General features: G+C 71.3%; 19 protein-coding genes. 5 read left to right on the top strand and 14 right to left on the bottom strand.

Annotated features, from left to right (window positions below):
• Nucleotides 1-24 precede the first annotated feature (24 nt).
• The 9 genes from BLU27_RS15695 to BLU27_RS15655 form a co-directional block, all read right to left on the bottom strand.
• On the bottom strand, nucleotides 25-1,803 hold the full coding sequence (locus BLU27_RS15695) for a complex I subunit 5 family protein (RefSeq protein ID WP_197681444.1): 1,779 nt from the start codon (nucleotides 1,801-1,803) through the stop codon (nucleotides 25-27).
• 5 nt (nucleotides 1,804-1,808) lie between these two features.
• A complete protein-coding gene (locus BLU27_RS15690) occupies nucleotides 1,809-2,177 on the bottom strand; it encodes a sodium:proton antiporter (RefSeq protein ID WP_092654445.1) in 369 nt (122 codons plus the stop codon).
• Nucleotides 2,174-3,208 (bottom strand): MnhB domain-containing protein, encoded by a 1,035-nt coding sequence (locus tag BLU27_RS15685; RefSeq protein ID WP_092654444.1) that lies wholly within the window; start codon nucleotides 3,206-3,208, stop codon nucleotides 2,174-2,176. Before BLU27_RS15685 ends, BLU27_RS15690 begins: the two co-directional genes overlap by 4 nt.
• Entirely contained in the window at nucleotides 3,205-3,561 is a 357-nt protein-coding gene (locus tag BLU27_RS15680) for a Na(+)/H(+) antiporter subunit B (protein ID WP_092654443.1), read from the bottom strand. Before BLU27_RS15680 ends, BLU27_RS15685 begins: the two co-directional genes overlap by 4 nt.
• Nucleotides 3,561-3,968: a monovalent cation/H(+) antiporter subunit G gene (gene mnhG / locus BLU27_RS15675; protein ID WP_197681442.1), complete on the bottom strand. Its 408-nt coding sequence runs from the start codon at nucleotides 3,966-3,968 to the stop codon at nucleotides 3,561-3,563. The genes BLU27_RS15680 and mnhG overlap by 1 nt, the downstream gene beginning before the upstream one ends.
• Nucleotides 3,965-4,225 carry a monovalent cation/H+ antiporter complex subunit F gene (locus tag BLU27_RS15670; RefSeq protein WP_092654442.1) on the bottom strand — a complete coding sequence of 87 codons (261 nt, stop codon included), beginning with the start codon at nucleotides 4,223-4,225 and terminating at the stop codon, nucleotides 3,965-3,967. Before BLU27_RS15670 ends, mnhG begins: the two co-directional genes overlap by 4 nt.
• Complete coding sequence (locus tag BLU27_RS15665) at nucleotides 4,222-4,734, bottom strand: Na+/H+ antiporter subunit E (protein WP_092654441.1); 513 nt, start codon at nucleotides 4,732-4,734, stop codon at nucleotides 4,222-4,224. Before BLU27_RS15665 ends, BLU27_RS15670 begins: the two co-directional genes overlap by 4 nt.
• Before the next feature lie 37 nt (nucleotides 4,735-4,771).
• Nucleotides 4,772-6,559, bottom strand: coding sequence for a thiamine pyrophosphate-requiring protein (locus tag BLU27_RS15660; protein ID WP_092654440.1), 1,788 nt, complete (start codon nucleotides 6,557-6,559; stop codon nucleotides 4,772-4,774).
• Nucleotides 6,560-6,621: 62 nt separating this feature from the next.
• Nucleotides 6,622-7,566 carry a SigB/SigF/SigG family RNA polymerase sigma factor gene (locus tag BLU27_RS15655; RefSeq protein WP_092654439.1) on the bottom strand — a complete coding sequence of 315 codons (945 nt, stop codon included), beginning with the start codon at nucleotides 7,564-7,566 and terminating at the stop codon, nucleotides 6,622-6,624.
• Between the two features lie 325 nt (nucleotides 7,567-7,891).
• Between BLU27_RS15655 and BLU27_RS15650 the strand changes: the two genes are divergently transcribed.
• Genes BLU27_RS15650 through BLU27_RS15640 form a run of 3 tightly spaced genes read left to right on the top strand, consistent with a single transcriptional unit; the run spans nucleotide 7,892 to nucleotide 12,149 of the window.
• On the top strand, nucleotides 7,892-11,134 hold the full coding sequence (locus BLU27_RS15650; RefSeq protein ID WP_092654438.1) for an FAD-binding and (Fe-S)-binding domain-containing protein: 3,243 nt from the start codon (nucleotides 7,892-7,894) through the stop codon (nucleotides 11,132-11,134).
• A complete protein-coding gene (locus BLU27_RS15645; RefSeq protein ID WP_092654437.1) occupies nucleotides 11,131-11,406 on the top strand; it encodes a Rho termination factor N-terminal domain-containing protein in 276 nt (91 codons plus the stop codon). Before BLU27_RS15650 ends, BLU27_RS15645 begins: the two co-directional genes overlap by 4 nt.
• Nucleotides 11,403-12,149, top strand: a complete 747-nt coding sequence (locus tag BLU27_RS15640; protein ID WP_157728560.1) for an alpha/beta fold hydrolase — start codon at nucleotides 11,403-11,405, stop codon at nucleotides 12,147-12,149. The genes BLU27_RS15645 and BLU27_RS15640 overlap by 4 nt, the downstream gene beginning before the upstream one ends.
• A gap of 46 nt (nucleotides 12,150-12,195) precedes the next feature.
• Here BLU27_RS15640 and BLU27_RS15635 read toward each other — a convergent pair whose 3' ends face one another.
• Both BLU27_RS15635 and BLU27_RS15630 read right to left on the bottom strand, forming a co-directional pair.
• Nucleotides 12,196-12,843, bottom strand: a complete 648-nt coding sequence (locus BLU27_RS15635) for an endonuclease/exonuclease/phosphatase family protein (protein WP_157728559.1) — start codon at nucleotides 12,841-12,843, stop codon at nucleotides 12,196-12,198.
• Nucleotides 12,844-12,868: 25 nt separating this feature from the next.
• A complete protein-coding gene (locus BLU27_RS15630) occupies nucleotides 12,869-13,885 on the bottom strand; it encodes an AraC family transcriptional regulator (RefSeq protein ID WP_092654434.1) in 1,017 nt (338 codons plus the stop codon).
• Nucleotides 13,886-14,333: 448 nt separating this feature from the next.
• On the opposite strand from BLU27_RS15630, the gene BLU27_RS15625 reads away from it, so the two are divergent.
• Both BLU27_RS15625 and BLU27_RS15620 read left to right on the top strand, forming a co-directional pair.
• Nucleotides 14,334-15,011, top strand: a complete 678-nt coding sequence (locus BLU27_RS15625; protein WP_241827450.1) for a Rossmann-fold NAD(P)-binding domain-containing protein — start codon at nucleotides 14,334-14,336, stop codon at nucleotides 15,009-15,011.
• A 237-nt stretch (nucleotides 15,012-15,248) separates the two neighbouring features.
• Nucleotides 15,249-17,093: a GAF domain-containing protein gene (locus BLU27_RS15620; RefSeq protein ID WP_092654433.1), complete on the top strand. Its 1,845-nt coding sequence runs from the start codon at nucleotides 15,249-15,251 to the stop codon at nucleotides 17,091-17,093.
• Nucleotides 17,094-17,371: 278 nt separating this feature from the next.
• Here the strand turns inward: BLU27_RS15620 and BLU27_RS15615 are convergent, their stop codons facing one another.
• From BLU27_RS15615 to BLU27_RS15605, 3 genes are all read right to left on the bottom strand, one after another.
• Nucleotides 17,372-18,244, bottom strand: coding sequence for a sugar phosphate isomerase/epimerase family protein (locus tag BLU27_RS15615; protein ID WP_092654432.1), 873 nt, complete (start codon nucleotides 18,242-18,244; stop codon nucleotides 17,372-17,374).
• 112 nt (nucleotides 18,245-18,356) lie between these two features.
• Nucleotides 18,357-19,448 (bottom strand): Gfo/Idh/MocA family protein, encoded by a 1,092-nt coding sequence (locus BLU27_RS15610; protein ID WP_157728558.1) that lies wholly within the window; start codon nucleotides 19,446-19,448, stop codon nucleotides 18,357-18,359.
• A 240-nt stretch (nucleotides 19,449-19,688) separates the two neighbouring features.
• The gene (locus BLU27_RS15605) at nucleotides 19,689-21,386 is read right to left on the bottom strand and encodes a DEAD/DEAH box helicase (protein ID WP_092654430.1); all 1,698 of its coding nucleotides are present in this window, start codon (nucleotides 21,384-21,386) and stop codon (nucleotides 19,689-19,691) included.
• Between the last annotated feature and the right edge of the window lie 312 nt (nucleotides 21,387-21,698).

Below are 21,698 nucleotides of genomic sequence, written 5' to 3'. Positions count from 1 at the left end.
TCCCGAGCCGCCTACCCGAGCCGCCTACCGGAGCCGCCCGACCAGCAGACCTCCGCACACCAGCAGCAGACCCGCCACGAGGAAGCTCGCGTAGTCGTTCACCGACCCGGTGTGCAGCCTGCGCAGCGGCGCCACCGAACTTGGCACCCGCTCACCGGCGTACCGCCACGTCAGCAGCACACCGACGGCCGCCGTGCCGAGCGCGACCAGCAAGGACTTCGGGGCGAGGTAGTCGAACGAAATGGCCGGGCCGAGGGACACGTGCCCCCCACCGGCCAGCACGGACCGGCCGTAGTCCCCCGCGTCCAGCAGCGAGTCCGCGGCCGGGCTGAGCACCCGGTCCAGCAGCAACGTCGGCACCGCACCGAAGGCCACGCACAAGGCCGCCAGGGCGACGAACCCGGCCACCATCCCCGGCCGCGCCGACTGCCCTGCCGGAGCCGGGCCCCGGGCCGGGCCGAAGAACACCCGCCACGCGGCCCGGCCCAGTGCCGCCACGGTGACCGTCTGACTGACCAGGAGGGCCGCCAGCGGGACGTACTGATGGGTCTCCTCCAGCCCCTCGTGGATCAGCCCCAGCGACACGTAGCCGTTCAGCGGCGGTATGCCGGAGATGGCAAGTACGCCGACCAGGAACGCCGCCGCCACCAAAGGCATCTGCCGGGCCAGCCCGCCGAGCTCGGACAGGCGTTCCTTCCCGGTGACGTGCAGGACCGTTCCCGCGCAGAGGAACAGCAGGGTCTTGAACAACGTGTGGTTGAGCAGCTGGTACGTCCCGCCGGCCACCCCGACCCTGGTCCCGATCGCCAGACCCACCGTCACCACGCCGATCTGGGACACCGTGTCGTACGCCAGCAGCCGTTTGAGGTCGTCCTGCCCAAGGCTCAGCAGCGCACCCACCACCGCCGAGACGACACCCACCACCATCAGCACGCCGAGCACCGGTGGTGGCCGGCCGTAGACCAGGAAGGCGAACCTGGCGATCCCGACCACGCCGAGGCTCACCATCAGGCCGGAGAACAACGCCGACACCGGGCCCGGTGCGGCGGTGTGCGCGTCGGCCAGCCAGCCGTGGAAGGGGATCAGCCCCGCCTTGGTTCCGTAGCCGGCGACGAGCAGGCCCAGCGCGACCAGCCCGACCACCCCCACGCCCGGCCCGAGCGCCCCGTGCAGCTGACCGAGGTTGAGCGCGCCGTACTCCGCGTATAGCACGCCGGTGCCGACGAAGACGCAGAACGTCCCGATCGTGGTCAGTACGAGGATCTTGAACGCCGCCTCCAGCGCGGTCGGGCGTTCCAGGAAGAAGCCGGTCAGCGCGTAGCTCGCCAGGGCCGCGACCTCGAGCCACACGAACATGTTGAACGCGTCGGCGGTCAGCGCGATCCCCACCAGGGCGGCGGCCAGCAGCAGGAACAGACAGGCGTAGCCGCCGAGCTCACGACGCCCGAGCCGGCCGAGCATCGACAACGTGAACACGGTCAGCACCAGGCTCACGACGGCGACCGCGAGGGCGTAACTCAGCCCGAACGGGTCGGCGGCGAAGGCGATGCCGAGCGCGGCCCCGTGCTCGGGGGTCCAGCCGCCGAGGTAGGTCACCAAGAGCCGGCCGGAGTAGACCGCGGGCGCGAACAGCGCAAGGATCCCGCCGGCGGTGCCGCAGGCCAGCACCGCGACGATCACGGGCGCGCGGGAGGAGACCCTTCCCAGCAGCGGGCACACCGTCGCGCCGACGATGAGTACGACCGCGGGCAACGGCAGCAGCGGTTCCAGCGTGGCCGTGCTCATCGTGCTCATCGTGCTCATGGCGCTCATCCGCGCATCGCCCGGATGTCGTCGGCGTCCACGGTGCGGTGGTGCTGGGCGATCCGGACCATCACCGCCAGGAAGACCGCTGTGACGGCGACCCCGATGACGACCGCGGTGATGCAGAAGTTCTGCAGCACGGGGTCGGCGACGTTGCCGGCCGCGAGTTCGCTCGGCGTCCTACCCGGCGGCGGGTCGAGCAGGACCGGCGCGGTCGAGCCCCGACGGTAGGCCATCGACACCAGCAGCAGATAGGTGGAGGACTCCATCAGGGACAGGCCCATCACCATCCGCAGCAGGTTGCGCCGGGTGAGGACGGCGTACAGGCCGATGCAGAACAGCACCGCCGCGGCGACGTAGTTGACGTGGATCACCGGCTGCCCCCGGCGTCGTTGCCGTTACCGCCGCGCCCGGCGCGGTCGTCGCCGTCATCGCCGTCGCCGTTGCCGTTGCCGGGGTCCGGCGCCCAGTCGTGGCGCATGCCGAGCAGCCCGAACACCGCGAGGGTGAGGCCGGTCGACACCTCCACGAGCTCCGCCACCGAGAACGCCTGCACGATGCCGCCCGAGCGGATCGTCTGCGCGGGGGCGAGCGGCAGCCAGTTCGCCCAGAACGCACCGGCGACGGCCAGGCCGACCAGGCCGAGGGCACAGATGGCCAGCGCACCGGCGAGTTCGAGGGGCTCCAGCAGTCCGGGCCGGATCACGCGGCTGATCGCGCCGTAGCCGAGTGCGGCGTAGACGAGCAGGACGACGCCGAGCAGAACGGCCCCGCCGGGGAAACCTCCGCCTGGCGAGTATCCCCAGGCGACGAGGTACGTCCCCATGACCGCGAGCACGGGCGCCGCGGTACGGATGCCGCCGCGGACCACCACCGACATGCCCTGTGCGGGTTCGGGTGCGGGGGTCCCGAGCGGCTCGTCGTCCGGGGTGGCCGGCGCCCGGCTCTCCTCCTCGCCCTTCTGCTCGGCTCGTTCCGCGGCCCGGGCGGTGTCCTCCTCGCCTTCGCCCTGGGCATCGCCGGACTCGCCGGGCCGCTTCTCCGCGCCCGGGTCCTCCTGCTGTTGTTCGGGCCCGGCGGCCGCCTCCTCCCCGACGAAGCCGGCGCGGGGTTCCCTGGTGCGGGCGAGCAGCACCACTCCCACCACGGCCGCCAGCAACAGGAACGTCTCACCGAAGGTGTCGAACCCGCGAACGCCGTACACCACGACGTTGACGGGTTCGGTCGAGTGCCATACCGGCAGCGACATCTCCAGAGCGTGCCGGGCGACGGCAGGCAACGGGGCCCGGTCATCAGGTAGTCCCAGCAGCGCTACCACCAGCACCCCGAGGCAGCCCAGCGACAGCACCGCTCCGACCACCGGACGGTGCGTCGCCTCCGAGACCGACCGCCGCTCGGCGCTCATCCGCCGGACCTCTCGGGCCCACCGGCGCGCCCCGTCCCCTCCGAACGCCCGGTCGCGTCGGTGCGGTTGGGGTCGGGCGGGTAGTCGACGGGAGGTTCGCCCACCTGGTCGGGTTCCACCACCGTCCGGACCTTCCCGATGGCCACGAGGAAGAGCACGGGCAGCGCGATCGCGCCCACCGCGACCTCGGCGTGGGCGACGTCCGGGGCACCGAGGACGACGAACAGCAAGGTGAGCACGGTGCCCACCGTCGACAGCGCCACCACGGCGCCGGTGAGGGTGCGCAGGAAGACCACCATGACCGCGGCGCCGAGAATCACCGCCAGGCAGGTGAAGTCGAGCACCCAGAACATCACCGGCGGTCTCCCCCGTCGCCACGGCCCTCTCCACGACCGTCTCCACAACCGTCGCCGCGGCCCTCACCGCGACCGAAGGCCGGGTCCCGCACCTGGTCGACGACGGCGCCGCCCCACATCGGCGCACCGCTCTTGTACGCGGCGCGAACGAGGGCGTGCGAGGCGATCGGGTTGATCAGCAGCAGCAGGCCGGCGACCAGCAGGGCGCGGCTGCCGTACGTGGTGAGCGCGCCCATCCCGACCACCAGCGCCACCAGGGCCGGCAACGCGCCCATCGTGATGTTCTTCGTCGAGCACTGGATGCGGGTGTAGACGTCGGGCATCCGGAGGATTCCGGTGACCCCGGAAAGGGAGAAGAACAGCCCGGCCACGATCAGGGCGGCCACGATCACCGTCCGGATCACAGCAGGCCTCGTTCGAGATAGCGCGCCCACACGATCGTGCCCAGGTAGCTGAAGGCGGCAAGCCACAACGCGACGTCGAGATAGATCGGCCGCTGGGTGGCCGCCGCGGTGAACACCACGGCCAACGTCGCCTGGGTGGCCACGGTGTTCACCGCCACGATCCGGTCGGCGATGGTCGGGCCGCGCCCGAGCCGGGCGAGCAACGGAACGGCGAGGACGGTCTCGGCGACGGCAGCCAGCCAGAAGATCTCGGTCACCGCGACTCCCGGGCGATGAGGTCTTCCCCGATGACGAGATCCTCCACGGGCGCGTTGATCCGGGTGCGGTTGCGCATCGGGTCCTCGTCGCTCACCCACACCGCGTGGTACTGCAGCCGGTGGCCGTCCCGGTGTACGTCGACGAGCTGGTTGTCGACGATGAGCGAGGTCAGCACCCCGACCGTGGTGAACTCCGCGACGCTGCGTGCGTTGGTCGGCACCACCAGCATCCCCGACCGGGGTCTGGGGTGCGGCGACCAGATCCGGGCGGCGAGCCGGGCGTTGGCCACGGCGGTTCGGCACAGCGCCGTGGCCACCAGCCTGCCCAGCTGCCACAACCTGCGCGGCCCGAGCCGCCAGGGACGGATCACCGCCCCGAGGGGCGCGAACGCGACCGCCACCACCGCGGCCACCAGCGCACCGACCACCCACTGCTCGACGGTGAGGGTCCAGGTGAGCAGCAGCCACAGGGCGAACAGCCAGATCCACAACGCGGCGAAGCGGCTCATCCGTCCGTCTTCCCGCCCGGTGGGCGGCCCGGGCACCTCAGCGCCCGCGGCGCAGCTCCTGCGCCTTGGTCTTGGCGCCCTGCACCATCAGATGCCAGGCGTTCGGGTCCCCCTTCAGCACCGACTGGGCGGTCGCCTTCATCTGCTCCCAGGTGGCATGCGGCGGGATCGGCGGCACCTCCGGGTCGCAGCGGACGTCGAGTACGGCCGGCCGGTCGGCGTTCAGCGCCCGCTCCCAGGCCGGGCCGAGCTGGTCGGGATGGTCCACCGTGACGGCATCCAGGCCGATGCCGGCGGCGAAGTCGGCGTACGACACCTCCGGCAGCACCTGCGACTCCTCGAACTTCGGCTCACCGCCCATCGCCCGCAGCTCCCAGGTGACCTGGTTCAGGTCGTTGTTGTGGAAGACGCAGATCACGCACCTCGGATCGGACCACAGGTGGTAGTAGCGCGAGATCGTGAGCAGTTCCGCCATGCCGTTCATCTGCATCGCGCCGTCACCGACCAGGGCGACCGCCGGCCGGTCCGGGTGGGCGAACTTCGCACCGATGGCGTACGGGACGCCCGGTCCCATGGTGGCGAGGGTGCCCGACAGAGAACCCCGGATCTCGCCGCGGATCCGCAGGTCGCGGGCGTACCAGTTCGCGGCGGAACCGGAGTCCGACGTCACGATGGCGTTCTCGGGGATCCGCTGGGACAGCTCCCACACGATCCGCATCGGGTTGACCGGCTTGGCCTCCAGCATGGCCTGGTTTTCGACCGTGTCCCACCAGCGGGCGACGTTCTTCTCGATGGTCTCCCGCCACGACCGGTCGTCCTTGCGGGTCAGCCGGGGCAGCAGTGCCGCGAGCGTGCCGCGGGCGTCGCCGAGCAGGTTGACCTCGGTCGGGTAGCGCATCCCGATCAGGCCGGGGTCGAGGTCGATCTGCACCGCGCGGGCCTGACCGAAGTCCGGCAGGAACTGCGTGTACGGGAAGCTCGACCCGACGATCAGCAAGGTGTCGCAGTCGCGCATCAGCTCATAGCTCGGCCGGGTCCCGAGCAGTCCGATGGAGCCCGTGACGTACGGAAGGTCGTCGGGCAGAACGTCCTTGCCGAGCAGCGCCTTGGCCACGCCGGCGCCGGTGAGCTCGGCGACCTGGCGTACTTCCTCGGCGGCGTTCCGGGCGCCCTGGCCGACCAGGATCGCCACCTTGCTACCGGCGTTGAGCACCTCTGCGGCGCGGGCGATCTCCTCCTCCGGCGGCACCGCCAGCGACCGCAGGTCGGCGGGCGGACTGGACGGCACCTGCTTGAACACGTGCTCGGGCGGGGAGTACTCCTCCTCCTGCAGGTCGGCGGGGATGATCAGCGCCGTGGGCGCCCGGCGTACCTGCGCCGTGCGGATCGCGCGGTCGAGCGCGTTGGGGAGCTGCTCCGGGACGTTGACCTCGACGAGGTACTCGCTGGCCACGTCCTTGAACAGACTCTGCAGGTCGACCTCCTGCTGGTAGCTGCCACCCATGGCGCTGCGGGCGGTCTGCCCGACGATCGCGACGACCGGCACGTGGTCGAGCTTCGCGTCGTACAGGCCGTTCAGCAGGTGGATGGCGCCCGGCCCACTGGTCGCCATGCACACCCCGACCTGCCCGCTGAACTTCGCGTAGCCCACGGCCTCGAACGCCGACATCTCCTCGTGTCGCGACTGCACGAACCGAGGTTGGTTGTCCGACTCACCGAACGCCGCCACCAGGCCGTTGATGCCGTCGCCCGGGTAGGCGAAAACCTGTTCGACACCCCAGTCGCGGAGCCGGGCAAGGACGTGGTTGGCGACTGGCTCGGCCATCTTCTCCTCCAGTCTCGTGCGGTTCGGTACGCCGCGGCGCGGGGGTGAGCGTTCGCGACGTGTCAGCTCGCCTTCTGGCGCGGTGTCGGCCAGTTGGTCGGAACGCCCTTGTCCTCGATCACCGCGGACCGGATGTTGGACAACGTGGTCGCCAGCAGCCGGGAGACCTGCATCTGCGAGATGCCGAACTCGGCGGCGATCTGGGCCTGCGTCCGCTCGCGGAAGTAAGTGAGGTACAGGATGCGACGTTCCCGCTCCGGCACGTGCGGAATCACCCGGCGGACGGCCTCGCGGTTCTCGATGTACTCCACGTTGCTGTCGTCGTGGCCGATCAGGTCGCCCAGCGTGTCGGCGTCGGGCTCACCGCTGTCCACAGGGCTCTCCAGCGACAACGCGGAGTAGGCGCCGGCGCTCTCCTGCGCCTGGAGGATGTCCTCCTCCCGGACGTCGAGTTCCTCCGCCAGTTCGCTCACTGTGGGCGGCCGTCGCAGCGTGTTGGCCATGTCCTCGTTGGCCTGGCGTACGGCACGGTGCAGGTCGTGCAGCCGGCGCGGAATTCGTACTGACCAACAGTGGTCGCGGAAGTGCCGGCGAAGCTCACCGAGGATCGTCGGCACGGCGAAGGTGCTGAAGCTGGTGCCTCTCTCCGGGTCGAACCGGTCGGCGGCCAGGACGAGACCGACCATGGCCACCTGGTGGAGCTCCTCGAGCGGCTCGCCGCGTCCGGCGTAACGGGACGCGAGGTTTCTGGCCAGGCCGATGTGGTCGAGAACCAGCTGGGAACGGGTGCCCGAACGGGCGTTCCTTCGGTCGGCGTCCTTCCTGGCCGCGGAAGTTGCGGCGGCGTCGTGGGTGCTGGACTCGCTGTCGGGCTCGGTGTCGGACGGGGGGTTGGCGGCGAGCGCCATGCGCGCCTGGCGGATGCTCTCGGTCGCGGAGATGTGCGAAGAGCGGGCGGTTCGCTTGCGGGCGGGGACCGCTGATGCGGCCGTGGTGCTGGTGGCCATGGGTGACCTCCTCGTCCATGCCGGGGCTCGGGGCTGGGTAGGGACCCCTCCCCACACCGGACACCTGCAAAACCTCCCGATCGATCTTTTCTCGTCCAGAGCCGCCCTCAGGGGACGGACCTACCCTCCAAGACGTACCACCGCCCGGCATTACTTGCAATCGCGCAAGTATTGCGAGTATGCAGGAATCCTGGGAGCGTGTCCCGGCCTGGGACCCGGCGGAACGAGGTGGATAGCGGCCGGGATGCATGGGAACTGACTGTGACAACCGGTAGGACAACCGGACGGGACGCCCGGCTGACCGACCGGGGGAGGAGCTCCGCTCGTGACCGAGGTCGAACTGCCCGCACCCGTACTCCACGCCCCACGCCGCCCGCACGTCGACGTGGCCGCCCTGCGACGGGACCTCGAGTCGAGGGTCGACGGGGAGGTGCGGTTCGACGCGGGCACCCGCGCCGCCTACTCCACCGACGGCTCAAACTTCCGGCAGGTACCGATCGGGGTGGTCGTCCCCCGGTCGATCGAGGCCGGTGTCGAGGCGGTCACCGTCTGCCGCGAGCACGACGCACCACTCCTGTCCCGGGGCGGCGGCACCAGCCTGGCCGGTCAGTGCACCAACGAGGCGGTGATGATCGACTGGGCGAAGTACTGCAACCGGCTGCTGCACGTCGACCCCGAACGGCGCACGTGCGTGGTCGAGCCCGGCATCGTCCTCGACGTCCTCAACGAGCAGCTCGGCCGCCACGGCCTGCGGTACGGCCCGGAGCCGGCCACCCACCCCAACTGCACGATCGGCGGCATGATCGGCAACAACTCCTGCGGCGCGACCGCCCAGCGCTCGGGCAAGGTGGTGGACAACATCGCCGGCCTTGAGGTGCTGCTCTACGACGGCACCCGCTTCTGGTGCGGGGAGACCGACGACGAGGAGTACGCCGCGATCGAACGCCGCGGCGACCGGCGCGCCGCCGTCTACCGCTCGCTGCGCCGGCTGCGCGATCGGTACGCCGACGAGATCCGCGCCCGTTACCCCGACATCCCGCGCCGCGTGTCCGGCTACAACCTCGACTCCCTGCTGCCCGAGCACAACTTCGACGTCGCCGGGCTGCTCGTCGGCAGCGAGTCGACGCTCGTGACCGTGCTGCGGGCCGAACTCGAACTTGTTCCCGTTCTCCCCTCCCGCACTCTCGTGGTGCTCGGCTTCGAGGGCATCTCCCTGGCGGGTGACGCGGTGCCCTCCGTCCTCCCGCACAAGCCGATCGCGCTGGAAGGCCTGGACGAGCGACTGCTCACCGACGAGAAGATCAAGCACATCAACCCGCTCGCTCGCGAGGAGCTGCCCGAGGGTTCCGGCTTCCTGATGGTGCAGTTCGGTGCCGAGACGACCGAGGAGTGCGACCAGGCGGCGCAGCGAATGCTGCGGGCACTCGGGAAGTCCGAGGACGACCCCGACGTCGCCTTCCTCGACAAACCCGAACGCGAGGACGAACTCTGGCGGGTGCGCGAGGCCGGTCTCGGCGCCACCGCTCACGTGCCCGGCCACCGGGAGACCTGGGAGGGCTGGGAGGACTCGGCCGTCGCACCGGAGCGGCTCGGCGACTATCTGCGCGACCTGGAGCGGCTGTTCGAGGACTTCGGGTACGCCGACGAGACCGCGCCCAGCCTGTACGGCCACTTCGGGCAGGGCTGCGTGCACACCCGGATCCCGTTCGGGATGACCGACGCCGAGGGCGTGGCGAAGTATCGCCGGTTCCTGGAGAGCGCGGCCGACCTGGTGGCTTCCTACAGCGGATCCTTCTCCGGCGAACACGGCGACGGGCAGACCCGCGGCGAGTTGCTGCCCCGGATGTTCGGGCCGACCGTCATGCGGGCGTTCGGCGAGCTGAAGGCGATCTTCGACCCGGGCGACCGGATGAATCCCGGCAAGGTGGTCGCGCCGCACCGGCTGGACGAGAACCTCCGCCTGGGCGCGACGTGGACGCCGCACTACGACGGGGAGGTGTACTTCCACTACCCCGAGGACGACGGGTCGTTCGTGCAGGCGGTGAACCGGTGCGTCGGCGTGGGCAAGTGCCGCCAGCACCAGCATCCGGGCGGCGCGGTGATGTGCCCGTCGTACCAGGCGACGATGGAGGAGGAGCACTCCACCCGCGGTCGTTCCCGCCTGCTGTTCGAGATGCTGGCCGGGCACCACGACTCCCCCATCATCGACGGGTGGCGCTCGACCGCCGTACGCGACGCGCTGGACCTCTGCCTTGCCTGCAAGGGATGCAAGAGCGACTGCCCGGCCAACGTCGACATGGCGACGTACAAGGCGGAGTTCCTCGCCCACCACTACGCGGGCCGACTGCGCCCCCGTGCGCACTACGCGCTCGGGTGGCTGCCTCTCCTCGCGGCCGGCGTCACCCGGGCGCGGCTGGGCCGGGTGGTGAACGCCTTCACCCACGCGCCGTTGCTGCCCCGGCTCGCGAACGCGGCGGCCGGTCTGGAGCACCGTGAGATCCCGTTGTTCGCGGGCGAGACCCTGCGGCAGTGGTGGCAGCGCAGGGGCACCGGCCGGACGGGCGATGCCTCACGTTCCGGTTCGCGTCCGGGCTCGCGTCCGGGTTCGCGTCCGGCCGGGAGCCGCGGCACGGTGATGTTGTGGCCGGACACGTTCACCAACACGTTCCACCCGCACATCGGTCGCGCCGCGGTGGAGTTGCTCGAGGACGCCGGCTGGGGGGTCCGGATGCCGGAGCAGACGCTGTGCTGCGGCCTCACCTGGATCTCCACCGGCCAGCTCGCCACGGCGAAGAAGGTGCTGCGGCGTACGATCGACGCGCTGTCGGAGCACCTGCGCTCCGGTGGCTTCGTGGTCGGCCTGGAGCCCAGCTGCACAGCGGTGTTCCGGTCCGACGCCACCGAACTCATGGGCTCCGACGACGACGTCGAGCGGCTGCGCAAGCAGACGTTGACACTGGCCGAGCTGCTCACCGAGCACACGCCCGGCTGGACGCCGCCATCGCTGGACGGTGTGCACGCGCTCGCCCAGGTGCACTGTCACCAGCACGCCGTCCTGGGCTGGGACGCCGACGCCGAACTCCTCTCCCGCGCCGGTGCGCGGGCCGAGCGCCTCGACTCCGGTTGTTGCGGCCTGGCCGGCAACTTCGGGTTCGAGGCCGGGCACCTGGAGGTCAGCGAGGCCTGCGCGGAGAGCGTGTTGTTGCCGTCGGTGCGCGACGCCGAGCCGGGTACGGCGATCCTCGCGGACGGGTTCAGCTGCCGTACCCAGCTGCACGAACTCGACAGCGGCGGACGCGAGGGTGTCCATCTGGCCGAACTTCTGGCCCGGAGGCTGCCCGGCCGGCAGGAGTCACCCGACGGCATGCGCGCCGAGGCGAGCAGGGGCGACCTGGAGCCCGGCGACCGGCCGGGCACGCCGAGCCGGGCCGCCCGGGCTGCGGCACTGGCCGCGACCGCTCTGGCCGCCGGTGCCGCGACCGCTGCCGCCGCCCGCCTCGGTAGCCACGCCGCCGGCGGAGTGGTCGACCGTTTCCGTCCGACCGCGAGGGGAATCCGCCTCCCATGACACGTAAGCAGACCGAGGCGGCGCGCAGGAACGTCCAGAAGGCGCAAGCCGGCGCCCGGAAGAAGAAGACCATCAGCAAGCTGTCGCCGAAGACCCGCAGCGAGCTGGGCAAGCAGGGAGCGGCGGCCCGAAAGCGGGGCGGCGAGCCCGGCCACCGGCTGGAGGACCGCACCCGGCAGGACCTGTACGCCGAGGCGAGCAAACTCGACATCCCGGGTCGTTCGAAGATGGGCAAGGGTGACCTGATCCAGGCGATCCGCCGCGCGCGGTGACCGGCCGCGAGGTTGGTGCTCCGCCGCCCCGAGCCGTGGCGGTCACCTCGGCCGGCATTCGCGCAGGCACGGGCGTCGGTACCGACGTCGTCTTCCTGCCCGGCATGGCTGTCCACCGCTACCTCCGGAGGACCCAGGACCTGGTCGCGCGACAGGCCCGTGCGCACCTCGTCCACCTGCCCGGGACCGGACAGGCGCCGGACGCGCCGTGGCCGGCCGGCCTCGCCGAGGACGTCACGGCGACGCTCGACTGGCTGTCGGCAAACCCGGCGGCCGGTCCGCTCGTGCTGGTCGGGCACTCCTACGGCTGCCAGGTCGCAGGTCGCATCGCCGCCGCGGTGCCCAACCAGGTCACGGCGCTCGTACTCGCCAGTCCCACCATCGACCCGGCGTACCGCTCGTGGCCCAGACTGGTGACCCGGTTCGCCCTGGAAAGCGCGGCGACGCCGGCGCGCCTCGGGCGGATGCAGCTGTCCGAGCAGCGCCGCGCGGGTCCCCGCCGAATGCTGGCGATCGTCCGGTCCATGCTGGCCGACGACCCCGAGGAGGCGCTGGCCCGCGTCCACGTTCCCACGACCGTGGTCCGCGGGGAGCACGACCGGCTCTGCACCGAGCGATGGGCTCGCCGGCTCGCCGACCGGCCGGGTGGTTCGTTCGTGAGTGTCGAGGGTGGCATACACGCCTTTCCGTACGACCGCCCGGAGGCGCTGGCCGAGGCCGTCAAGGCGTACTTGCCGCGGTGACGCCCTGGCCACGATGCCGGGACGGTGCCTCCCCTGGCGATCCCTGTCAAGGTCTGCTTGCCACGGAGAGGTCGACGGCAACACCGAAGTGGTCGCGCGCGCTCGCCCACGCGTCGCGGTAGCACACGCTCATGCCGTCCAGCGGGTGCCGACCGGTCCAGAACCGGATGCTGGTGGCGTCGGGGTCGGCGTCCAGGTCCCCCGCGACGATGACGTGCCCGGGGCGTTCTGCGGCCAGGCGTTCGACCAACCCGGCGGTACGCACCGTCTGCAGGCATCGCTCGTGTTCGAGGTCGAGCCGCCAGCTCGGGAAGTGGTTGACCAGCCAGATCCGGCCGAACGGCTCCGGGGCCAGGACCTCGGTCACCAGACTGGTGCACGCGAACCCAGCCGTACGGTCGTTGATCTGCAGGTCGACCTCGATCACCTGTCCGACCGGCCACCTGCTCGCCGTGGTGATGCCCTGGCCGTCGTCCTCCCGGGCGGTCTGGTGGACCAGGAGGTACTCGTCGCCGAGTACGTCGCGCACCTGGTCGTAGGTGTCGGTGACGATGGTTTCCTGCAGGGTGAGGAGATCCGGCGCCAGTTCGGCGAAGCCCGCGGCGAGGCGCTCACGCCTGGGCGGCCAGTCGCCGCGCGTCCCCCAGACGTTCAGGGTTGCCAGCCGCAGGTGTTCCGGTGAACGTGGTCGCATCCAGCCCATCCTGCCGAGATGATCCTCAGCCGCCGATCGCGGCCCTCACAGTCGCGGACTGTTCGGCCGCCGCACGTCGTTGGTGCTCGCGGGGGCTCACTCCGCGCACCCGCTTGAACGCCGTACTGAGCGCGAACGGACTCGCGTACCCCACCCTGGTCGCCACCGACGCGACAGTGGCTCCCGGCTCGGTCAGCAGGTCGGCGGCGAGGGCGAGCCGCCAGCCGGCGAGGAACGCCATCGGCGGCTCACCCACGAGTTCGGTGAACCTGCGTGCCAGCGCCGCGCGCGACACACCGCACTCCGCGGCGAGGCGGGCCACCGTCCACGGCCGAGCGGGTGCGTTCTGCAACAGCCGAAGCGCCCGGCCGACAACCGGATCGTCCTGCGCGGCGTACCACGGCGGCGTGGCGGTGTCCGGGCGCGCGAACCACGTCCGCAGCGACATCACCACCAGCAGGTCGAGCAGCCGGTCCAGTACGACCTCCTGCCCGGGGTCCTCGCGTTGCACCTCGGCGCCGAGCAGCGGCACCAGGGGTGAGTCCCAGGCCGCGCCCGGCAGGACCACCAACGCAGGCAGGGCATCCAGCAGCAGTGCCCCGACCGCGCCGACCTCGGGGTAGGTGCCGACGAGCATGGCAACCTGGCCTTGCGGGTTGGTTCCCCAGCTCCGCACGCCGAGGTCCATCGTCCGGCCCGGGCGACCAGCGCCTTGGCGATGCCGCCGGGGTACTGCCGTCAGGGTCTCGCCGGCCGGCGTGGTGCAGAGCTGGCCGGGGTGGATGACCACCTGCGGTGGCGTGTCCGGGTGGTCGGCTACGACGTACGGCTCGGGGCCCCGGAAGAGCGCGACGTCCCCAGCCCGGAGCGGGCGGGGCTCGCCCCTCTCGGGCAGGACCCACCCGTCGCCGCGCACCATCACCACCAGGGTCAGCGGCGCCTGGTCCTGTACCCGCATCGACCACGGCGGGTCGAGCAGCACACGCAACAGGAACGCCTGTCGGGCGCGGGGTCCGGACAGCAGCCCGGCGAGGGGGTCCATGTCCGGGAGTCTAGGTCCTCCGGCCAGGCCTGGACGCACGCGTATGGAATCGAGCTTCTCAGCCATGGCACGTCCAGCGCGGCGCCGGTTGGCTGGAGCCATGACACAGACAGCACCCGACCAGAGCCCAGCCCAGACCCCAGTCCGGACCCCAGTCCGGACCCCAGTCCGGACCACAGCCCGGACCACAGCCCGGACCACAGCCCGGACCACAGCCCGGACCACAGCCCGGACCACAGCCCCGGAGGCCGGCCGGAAGCCGGGGCATGTCCCGCTTTCGAACGCGAACCCGGACGCGGCCGGCACCACGCTCGTCCTGGCCGGTACGGGAAAGACCGGCGCCCGGGTCGCGCGGCGGCTCACCGCCCGCGGCGCCCGCGTCCGGATCGGCTCCCGGTCCGGAACTCCGCCCTTCGACTGGGAGGACGCTCGGACCTGGCCGGCGGCCGTGGAGGGCGCCTCCGCCGCATACGTCGCGTACGTCCCCGAACTCGGCTTCCCCGGGGCGGCGGAGACGGTGGGCGCGTTCACCCGGTTGGCCGTCGACCGTGGTGTACGCCGGGTGGTCCTGCTCAGCGGGCGCGGGGAGCCCGAAGCGCAACGGACCGAGCAGGTGCTGCGGGAAGAGTGCGGGGGCGACGCGGCCTGGACGGTCGTACGATCCAGCGTCTTCGCGCAGAACTTCAGCGAGGGCTTCCTGGTCGACGCCGTCCGCGCGGGCGTGCTTCCCTTCCCCGCGGGCGATGTCGCCGAGCCGTTCGTCGACGCCGACGATCTGGCCGACGTGGCGGTCGCCACCCTCACCGAGCCGGGCCACGAGGCTCAGGTGTACGAGCTGACCGGACCGCGCTCGCTTCGCTTCGCCGAGGTCGCCGCCGAGATCTCCGCCGCGTCCGGACGTGAGGTGACCTACGTACCGGTCACCGTCGACCAGTTCGCCGCCGGCCTGGTCGAGGAAGGCGTTCCGGCGGAGTTCGCCGCCCTGCTGTCGGGGCTGTTCGGTGAGGTGCTCGACGGGCGCAACGCGGCGTTGACAGACGGTGTGCGGCGTGTGCTGGGCCGTGAACCGCGCGACTTCTCCGAGTACGCACGGTCGACCGCCGCGCTCGCCGCGTGGACGTTCTGATCGTAGGGAGGTCGGGGCCGTTCCGAGCCCACCCGGACGAAACCCCAGCAGGGCGAAAACCCTGACAGTACAGGCGGAACGAGCACCGGACAGCACCACGATCAGGCGCCCACGACCCGGTGATGCGAGGAGCGTGGGGGATTCCCCGAATCAACCTGGCGGACGGCCGCCGAAGCTGGGGTGATCACCCCGGTTTCGCCCGGTCGGTCCGGTTGACAGCCCTCTACGATCGAAGCCATGGCATCGAACGCCGACCGTTTCGGCCCGGCGTCCCCCTCGTCGCCGGGAACCGAAGACACCGGACAGGAACTCACCGAGACACTCCAGCGAATCATCTCCTCGGCATGTGATCTGATGAGTGCGCGGTGTGGTGCCCTGCTGGTCACCGAGTCCGACTGGAATGTCCGCGAGTTCGTGACCTGCGGGCTGACCGACGAGGAGAGCTCGGAGGTCGCCGAACTGCCCCGGCTGCACGGCCTGCTCGAACTACTGCTGGAATCGGACCGGCCGATCAGGCTGAACTCGCTGCGCGACCACCCCGCCGCGCGCCATCTGCCGAGCCACGATCTGGCCAGCACGCTCCTCGCCGTCCCTGTGCATCTGCGCGACGCGCCGTACGGCCACCTCTATCTCGCGGACAAGAAGGACGGGCAGGAGTTCACCGCGACGGACGAACAGACGGCTGTCTCGCTGGCCCGGGCCGCGGCCCTGGCAATCGAGAACTTCCGGCTGCTGGGCCAGCAGCAGCGCAGGCAGCGGTGGCTGGAGGTCTGCTCGGAACTCACCGCCATGCTGCTGGACGAGGTGGACCTCGCTGCGACGACCCGGCTGGCGACCAGGAGGTTCCGGGAGATCTCCGGCGCGGAGTACGCCGCGGTGATTCTGGTCGATCCGGCCGACCCGGGCCGACTCGTCTACCAGGCGGTCACCGGCCTGGGCGACCTGCCCCTCCCGGGCACCAGCGTTCCCCGGCGCGGGCTCGCGGCCGCCGTTCTGGACAGCGGCGAGCCGATCGTCACCGACCACCTGCTGGACGACCCGCGCTTCGACCCGGGCCCGGACCCGCAGGAGGATCTGTCCGTTCTGGGGCTGACCATGGTCCTGCCGCTCGGGGGGTCCGGTGAGTTGGTGGGCGTGCTGTTCGTGGGCTGGCGGCGGGACTCCCCCGCCGCGCGGGTCGCCGCGCGCGAGGGCGAACTCGTCCGTACGTTCGCCAACCACACCGCCCTGGTCCTGCTACGTGTCCGTGCCCAGGAGGCCCGCAGCCGGCGCGAACGCTGGCTCGAGGCGGCCGCCGAGATGGCCCGGCTGCTGCTGGGCGAGGTGGACCGCGACGAGGCGATGCGGTTGCTCGTGGACCACCTGCGGGAGGTGTCCGGCGCGGACGTCGCCGGCGTCCTGCTGGCGGACCCGATCGACCCCGGCTCGGTGTTCGTCGTGGTCTTCGAGGGTGGCGGCCTTGTGCCCGCACCCCCCGACCTGCGCATCCCGCGCGCCGGTCTGCTGGCCCGAGTGCTCGACTCCGGTGAACCCGTCGTCAGCGACGACTATCCGAACGAACTCGGACACGACCCGCCTCCTGCCTGGCAGAAGGCTCTCGCGAGCGTGGGGCTGGGCATGATGCTCCCGCTCACCACCGACGGCGAGGTGCTGGGCACGTTGTTCGTCGCGTGGCGCCGTGGCTCGCCGGACGCCCCCCTCGCCCGCGAGGAGGTCGTGGAGGTACAGATCTTCGCCGACCTGGCCGCGCTCGCCCTGCAACGGGTGCGTACGCAGGGAGACCGCGAGCACCTGGCCGTGCTGGAGGAACGCGACCGCATCGCGCACGAGATGCGCGACGTGATCGTCCAGCAGTTGTTCGGCGTCAGCCTTCGGTTGCGCAGTGCAGGCGGCCTGAGCTCCGAACCGGTCGTACGACAGCGGCTCAGTGACGTCCTGGACGACCTCGACCGCACCAGCCGTCAGGTCAGGAGTGCCATCTTCGGCGGCGACGACCACGACCACGACCACGACCACGACCACGACCTGCACGACATCCACGACCGGTACGACGGGCACCGCTCTCCCGGCAACGGCGACTGAGCGCCCGTTCACCGAAGTCCCACCTCGGGTGGAGTACGAGACCAGCGAACTGGATCGCGGTCCGGCGCCGCTGTTCGCAGCCCTCGCCCACTGGTCGGGTCAGCCCTGGAGAGGCTGGAACGGGCCCGACAGGACTGCGACGCCAGGCAACGGCTTGCCGCCCGTCGAGTCTGATCCGGAAACGGCGTCAGGCCCGGCTTGACAGTCCCGGGTTCAGACCCCGGGTTCAGACCCCGGGTTCAGACCCCGGGTTCAGACCCCGGGTTCAGACCCCGGGTTCAGACCCCGAGGGCGCGGAGGTTGTCCCGGCTGATCCTGGCGCTCTCCAACGGCGTCTCCTGCTGGGTGACATCGGTCTCCACGATCAGCCAGCCGTCGAAGCCGGCCTGGTCCAGCAGGGAGAACATCGTGGCGAAGTCGACCTCGCCGTGGCCCACCTCGGTCCAGATCGCGTGCTTCTCGAACGTCGAGTAGTCCCAGCCCGCTTCCCGGCCGCGGTCCCGCACGGCGGTGTCGACGTCCTTCAGGTGCGCCGTCCTGATCCGCTCGGCGTGCCGCCGGGTGAACTCCACCACGTCGACGCCCGCCCAGGCAAGGTGCCCGGTGTCGGGGCCGAGGAACAGGACCTCCGGGTCCACCGCGGCCAGCAGCCGCTCGATCTCGTCCTCGGTCTCCACGAACGTGCCGACGTGGTTGTGGTAACAGGACCGCACGCCGTACTCCAGCGTCGCGCGGGCGATCGCGTCCACGGTCCGCACCAGCTGGGCGAAGTCCTTCTCCGACAGAGCGTCGTCCGGACCCGCGTGCGCGGCGACGTCCCGTCGGGTGCGACCGGAGCGGGTCGTGGCGTTGAACCCGCCCGCGGAGACGTAGAGCTCGCCCACCCCGAGTTCGCTGGAGATGCGGGCCTGTTCGCGCGCCTGTGCGACGTACTCCTCGTGCCGGTCCTCCTCCCAGAAGTCGCCGCCGAAGTAGCCGGGCGCGGGCGCCAGGCCGTACCCGCCCCAGATCTCGGCGATCTCCTTCGCCGTGCGGCCACCGCGGGCACTCCACGGCGCGCCGGCGTAGCCGGCCTCGGCGATGTCGGCGAGCACCTTCTCCTCCGGGACACCTCGCCACGTGATCTGGCCACAGCCCAGGTCGACCTTCATCCCGCCTCCTCGATACGCCTCTGTACGCCTCTGTGGGCCTCGATATGCCTCGGACACCTTGGGATCGCCGCGCGGCCTCGGGTCACGCCGGACTCCCTTTCCTGCCTGTGTTCTACGAGCGTTCGCCCTGGCCCAGCAGCGCCGCCCGCTCCTCCACCGACAGCGGCGGTGCCGGGGTGCACGTGGTGGTGAGCTCCACCCGCTCACCCGTCTGGGCGGAGCGGACCAGGCCGGTGATCAGGTCGACCACGTGGCAGGCGATGTCACCACCAGCTCTTGGTTTGCGGCCGGCCCGGACCGCAGCGGCCAGTTCACCCACGCCGAGCCCGCGCAGGTTGTGCGGAAGCTCGGCCGGCTGCCGGCTGTCCGGGACCTCCTTCCAGTCCTCGCCGTACCGGCGGACGTACGCGGGGTCGCCGAAGTTGTTCGGGTTCGGTGCTGCGAGCTCACCGTCGCTGCCGTAGACGGTGAGCACCGGAACCTCCCGCGGATGGTCGGTGCCCCACACCAGCGCGGTGTTCGCGAGCAGGCCGTTCGCGAACTCCACCACCGCGGCGGTGGCGATCGCCGCGCCCGCCGGCGGCCGGGTCGGCTCCTCCCCCGCCCGCAGGGTGTGGGCCGCACCGCTCACCCTCACCGCAGGGCCGAACAGGTTGACCAGCGCGGAGAAGTAGTACGGCGCCATGTCCAGAATGGGTGTCGCACCCTCGGTGTAGAAGCTCGCCCGGCCCATCGCGCCCCGAAACATCAGCCCGGTCGCGGACAGCGGAGTGCCCACCGCACCGTCGGCCAGAGCGGCCCGCGCGGCTTGGAATCCTGAGCCCAACAGGGTGTCCGGAGCGCATCCCACGGCCAGCCCACGCTGGTCGGCCTCCGCGAGGAGTTCCCGCGCCTGCTCCAGTGTGGGAGCGAGCGGCTTCTCCGACCACAGGTGCTTGTCCGCTGTCAACGCCGCCTTGCTCACCTCGACGTGCACCGCGATCGGGGTGAGGTTGACGACCACCTCGATGTCCGAGCGTTCCAGCAAGGTCCGCGGGTCCGTCGCCTGCGGTACGTCGTACTTCTTGGCGACCTGCGCCGCCCGCTCCTGGTCGACGTCGGCCACCGCGGCGACCTCGACCCCCGGCATCCGGCCCAGGATCGGGAGGTACATGTGGCTGACCTGTCCGCACCCGATGACTCCGACCGTCGTGGTCGCCGGCATCCCGCATCCCCACCCTGAAGTGTCGTCGTCGGATCGGCTGTCGCGGCTCGGCGCGACCTCGCGCCCCTTCGCGATGCGGGCGGTCACCAGGCGGGCCGGAACCGTTCCTAGGACGCTAGCAGGGTGTGGGCGACCAGGCCTGTCCGATTCCTGACGTACGAACGTCTCAACGGTCCGGCGGCGCGGGTGCGAGCCGGTTCCGGCCGCTCCGCCGCCCGGACGGAGCCGAGGACGCGGTGGTCAGCGCTGGCGTTCCCTGCGTACGTTGACCTTTCGGCCCTTCACGGTCGTGGACCGCAACGCGGAGATGACCTCGTTGGCGGCGTTCTCCGGCACCTCCACCAGGGAGAACTTGTCCGTGATCTCGATGGCACCGATCTCCCGCCCACGCAGGCTGGACTCGTTGGCGATCGCCCCCACCAGGTCCTGCGGGCGCACTCCTGCCCGCCGGCCGAGCCCGACGAACAGCCGGGTCATACCACCTGCCGCGCCGCGGCCTCGCGCACGACCGCCCTGCGGACGTCCGCCGTCGCCCTTGCGTCGCGCACCGTCGGACTCCGGGGTCGCGTTCGGGATCTCCGGCTCGTCCTCGTCGACCCGGCCGCCGGTGGCCTCGTGCGCCAGCTTGACCGCGGCCAGCGCCACCTCCATCACGTCGAACTCGTCGGTGAGGGTCTCCACCACCACCCGGAAGTGGTCCAGGTCGTCCTCGAGCAGGCTCTCGTGCAACGCGGCCCGGGTGAGCTCCAGCCGGCGCGCCTGCAGGTCGGCGACCGTCGGCATCTTCTCCACCGCGATCCTGCGGCCGGTGACGCGTTCGATCGTCTTCAGCATCCGGTGCTCGCGCGGGGCGGCCAGTGTGATGGCCACGCCCTCCCGGCCGGCCCGGCCCACCCGGCCGATCCGGTGGACGTAGGACTCCGGCGCGGACGGCACGTCGTAGTTGACGACGTGGCTGAGGTGTTCGATGTCCAGGCCGCGAGCCGCCACGTCGGTGGCCACCAGCAGGTCGGCGGTACGGCTGCGCAGCCGGCCCATGACCCGGTCGCGCTGCTCCTGGCTCATACCGCCGTGCAGAGCCTCTGCGCGGTAGCCCCGGCCGTTCAGCGTCTCTGCGAGCTGGTCGACCTCCTCGCGCGTACGGCAGAACACCAGTGACGCCGTGGGTGACTCGACGTCGAGGACCCGGCCCAGCGCCGCCGGCTTGTGCGCCCGCGGGATGACGTACGCCACCTGTCGTACCAGAGGTGCCTCACCGGGCTCCGGTGCGCGCCGCTCGATCTCGATCCGCTCCGGGTCACGCAGGTGGCGCCGGACCATCCCGCCGATGCGCGGCGGCATCGTCGCCGAGAACAACACCGTCTGGCGTTCCTGCGGCGTCTCCTGCAGGATCGCCTCGATGTCCTCGGCGAAGCCCATGTCGAGCATCTCGTCGGCCTCGTCCAGCACGACGCAGGTCAGGCTGTCCAGGTGGAGGGTGTCGCGGCCGATGTGGTCGAGGGCGCGTCCCGGGGTGGCGACCACGACGTCGACGCCGTTCGACAGCGACCGCAGCTGGCGGCCGATCGGCTGACCGCCGTAGATGGGCAGCACCCGGATGCCGATGCCCCGGCCGTACCTGTGGAACGCCTCCGACACCTGTACCGCCAGCTCGCGTGTGGGGACCAGCACGAGCGCGGTGGGGTCTGCACCGCGGTCACCGTCGGGCATCTGCTGCAGGATCGGGAGGGCGAACGCTGCCGTCTTGCCCGTGCCCGTCGCCGCCTGTCCGAGCACGTCCCGCCCGGCCAGCATCGGGGGGATCGCCGTGAGCTGGATCGGCGTCGGCTCCTCGTATCCCAGGGTGGACAGCTCGTGGAGGAGTTCCGGACGCAGACCGAGATCGGCGAAGCTGGCCGGGTTGTCGGATTCGTGCGCGGTCGGTTCGGGCGCGGTCATGGTCAGGCTCAGGCTCCTCGGGTCCGGGCACGGGTGCCCCGGCGTTGCGGCGACGTCAGGGTTCATGTTCCCCCGCCCGCCGGTGTTTCGCGCGGACGACCGGCACGGCGAGCCGGAAAGGCACGCGGCGTTCGTACGACGACCACCCTGTGTCACCTACGACGCACACCGTATCGGCTCGGCTGGTCCGCTTCGGCCCGTTCGGCACACGCCTGACTCGTCCGGCTCGGTGGAGCCCGCAGTCGATGAGACCCTGGCCGCGGAGTCGAACCGCGACAGGACGATCTTGCCGGATCGCCCGCTCTTCCGTTG

It is taken from the genome of Actinopolymorpha singaporensis (assembly GCF_900104745.1).
Classification (GTDB): Bacteria; Actinomycetota; Actinomycetes; order Propionibacteriales; family Actinopolymorphaceae; genus Actinopolymorpha; species Actinopolymorpha singaporensis.
Note: the sequence above shows the minus strand (reverse complement) of the source record. Positions and strands in the feature narration are given on the sequence as shown.

What these genes read in the sequence shown, in the direction of transcription:
- BLU27_RS15605 (WP_092654430.1), bottom strand. Translation starts at nt 21,386, where the DNA reads ATGACCGCGCCCGAACCGACCGCGCACGAATCCGACAACCCGGCCAGC.
- BLU27_RS15630 (WP_092654434.1), bottom strand. Translation starts at nt 13,885, where the DNA reads ATGGACCCCCTCGCCGGGCTGCTGTCCGGACCCCGCGCCCGACAGGCG.
- BLU27_RS15645 (WP_092654437.1), top strand. Translation starts at nt 11,131, where the DNA reads ATGACACGTAAGCAGACCGAGGCGGCGCGCAGGAACGTCCAGAAGGCG.
- BLU27_RS15635 (WP_157728559.1), bottom strand. Translation starts at nt 12,843, where the DNA reads ATGCGACCACGTTCACCGGAACACCTGCGGCTGGCAACCCTGAACGTC.
- BLU27_RS15660 (WP_092654440.1), bottom strand. Translation starts at nt 6,559, where the DNA reads ATGGCCGAGCCAGTCGCCAACCACGTCCTTGCCCGGCTCCGCGACTGG.
- BLU27_RS15685 (WP_092654444.1), bottom strand. Translation starts at nt 3,208, where the DNA reads ATGAGCGCCGAGCGGCGGTCGGTCTCGGAGGCGACGCACCGTCCGGTG.
- BLU27_RS15620 (WP_092654433.1), top strand. Translation starts at nt 15,249, where the DNA reads ATGGCATCGAACGCCGACCGTTTCGGCCCGGCGTCCCCCTCGTCGCCG.
- BLU27_RS15680 (WP_092654443.1), bottom strand. Translation starts at nt 3,561, where the DNA reads ATGTTCTGGGTGCTCGACTTCACCTGCCTGGCGGTGATTCTCGGCGCC.
- BLU27_RS15665 (WP_092654441.1), bottom strand. Translation starts at nt 4,734, where the DNA reads ATGAGCCGCTTCGCCGCGTTGTGGATCTGGCTGTTCGCCCTGTGGCTG.
- BLU27_RS15695 (WP_197681444.1), bottom strand. Translation starts at nt 1,803, where the DNA reads ATGAGCACGATGAGCACGATGAGCACGGCCACGCTGGAACCGCTGCTG.
- BLU27_RS15610 (WP_157728558.1), bottom strand. Translation starts at nt 19,448, where the DNA reads ATGCCGGCGACCACGACGGTCGGAGTCATCGGGTGCGGACAGGTCAGC.
- BLU27_RS15655 (WP_092654439.1), bottom strand. Translation starts at nt 7,566, where the DNA reads ATGGCCACCAGCACCACGGCCGCATCAGCGGTCCCCGCCCGCAAGCGA.
- BLU27_RS15615 (WP_092654432.1), bottom strand. Translation starts at nt 18,244, where the DNA reads ATGAAGGTCGACCTGGGCTGTGGCCAGATCACGTGGCGAGGTGTCCCG.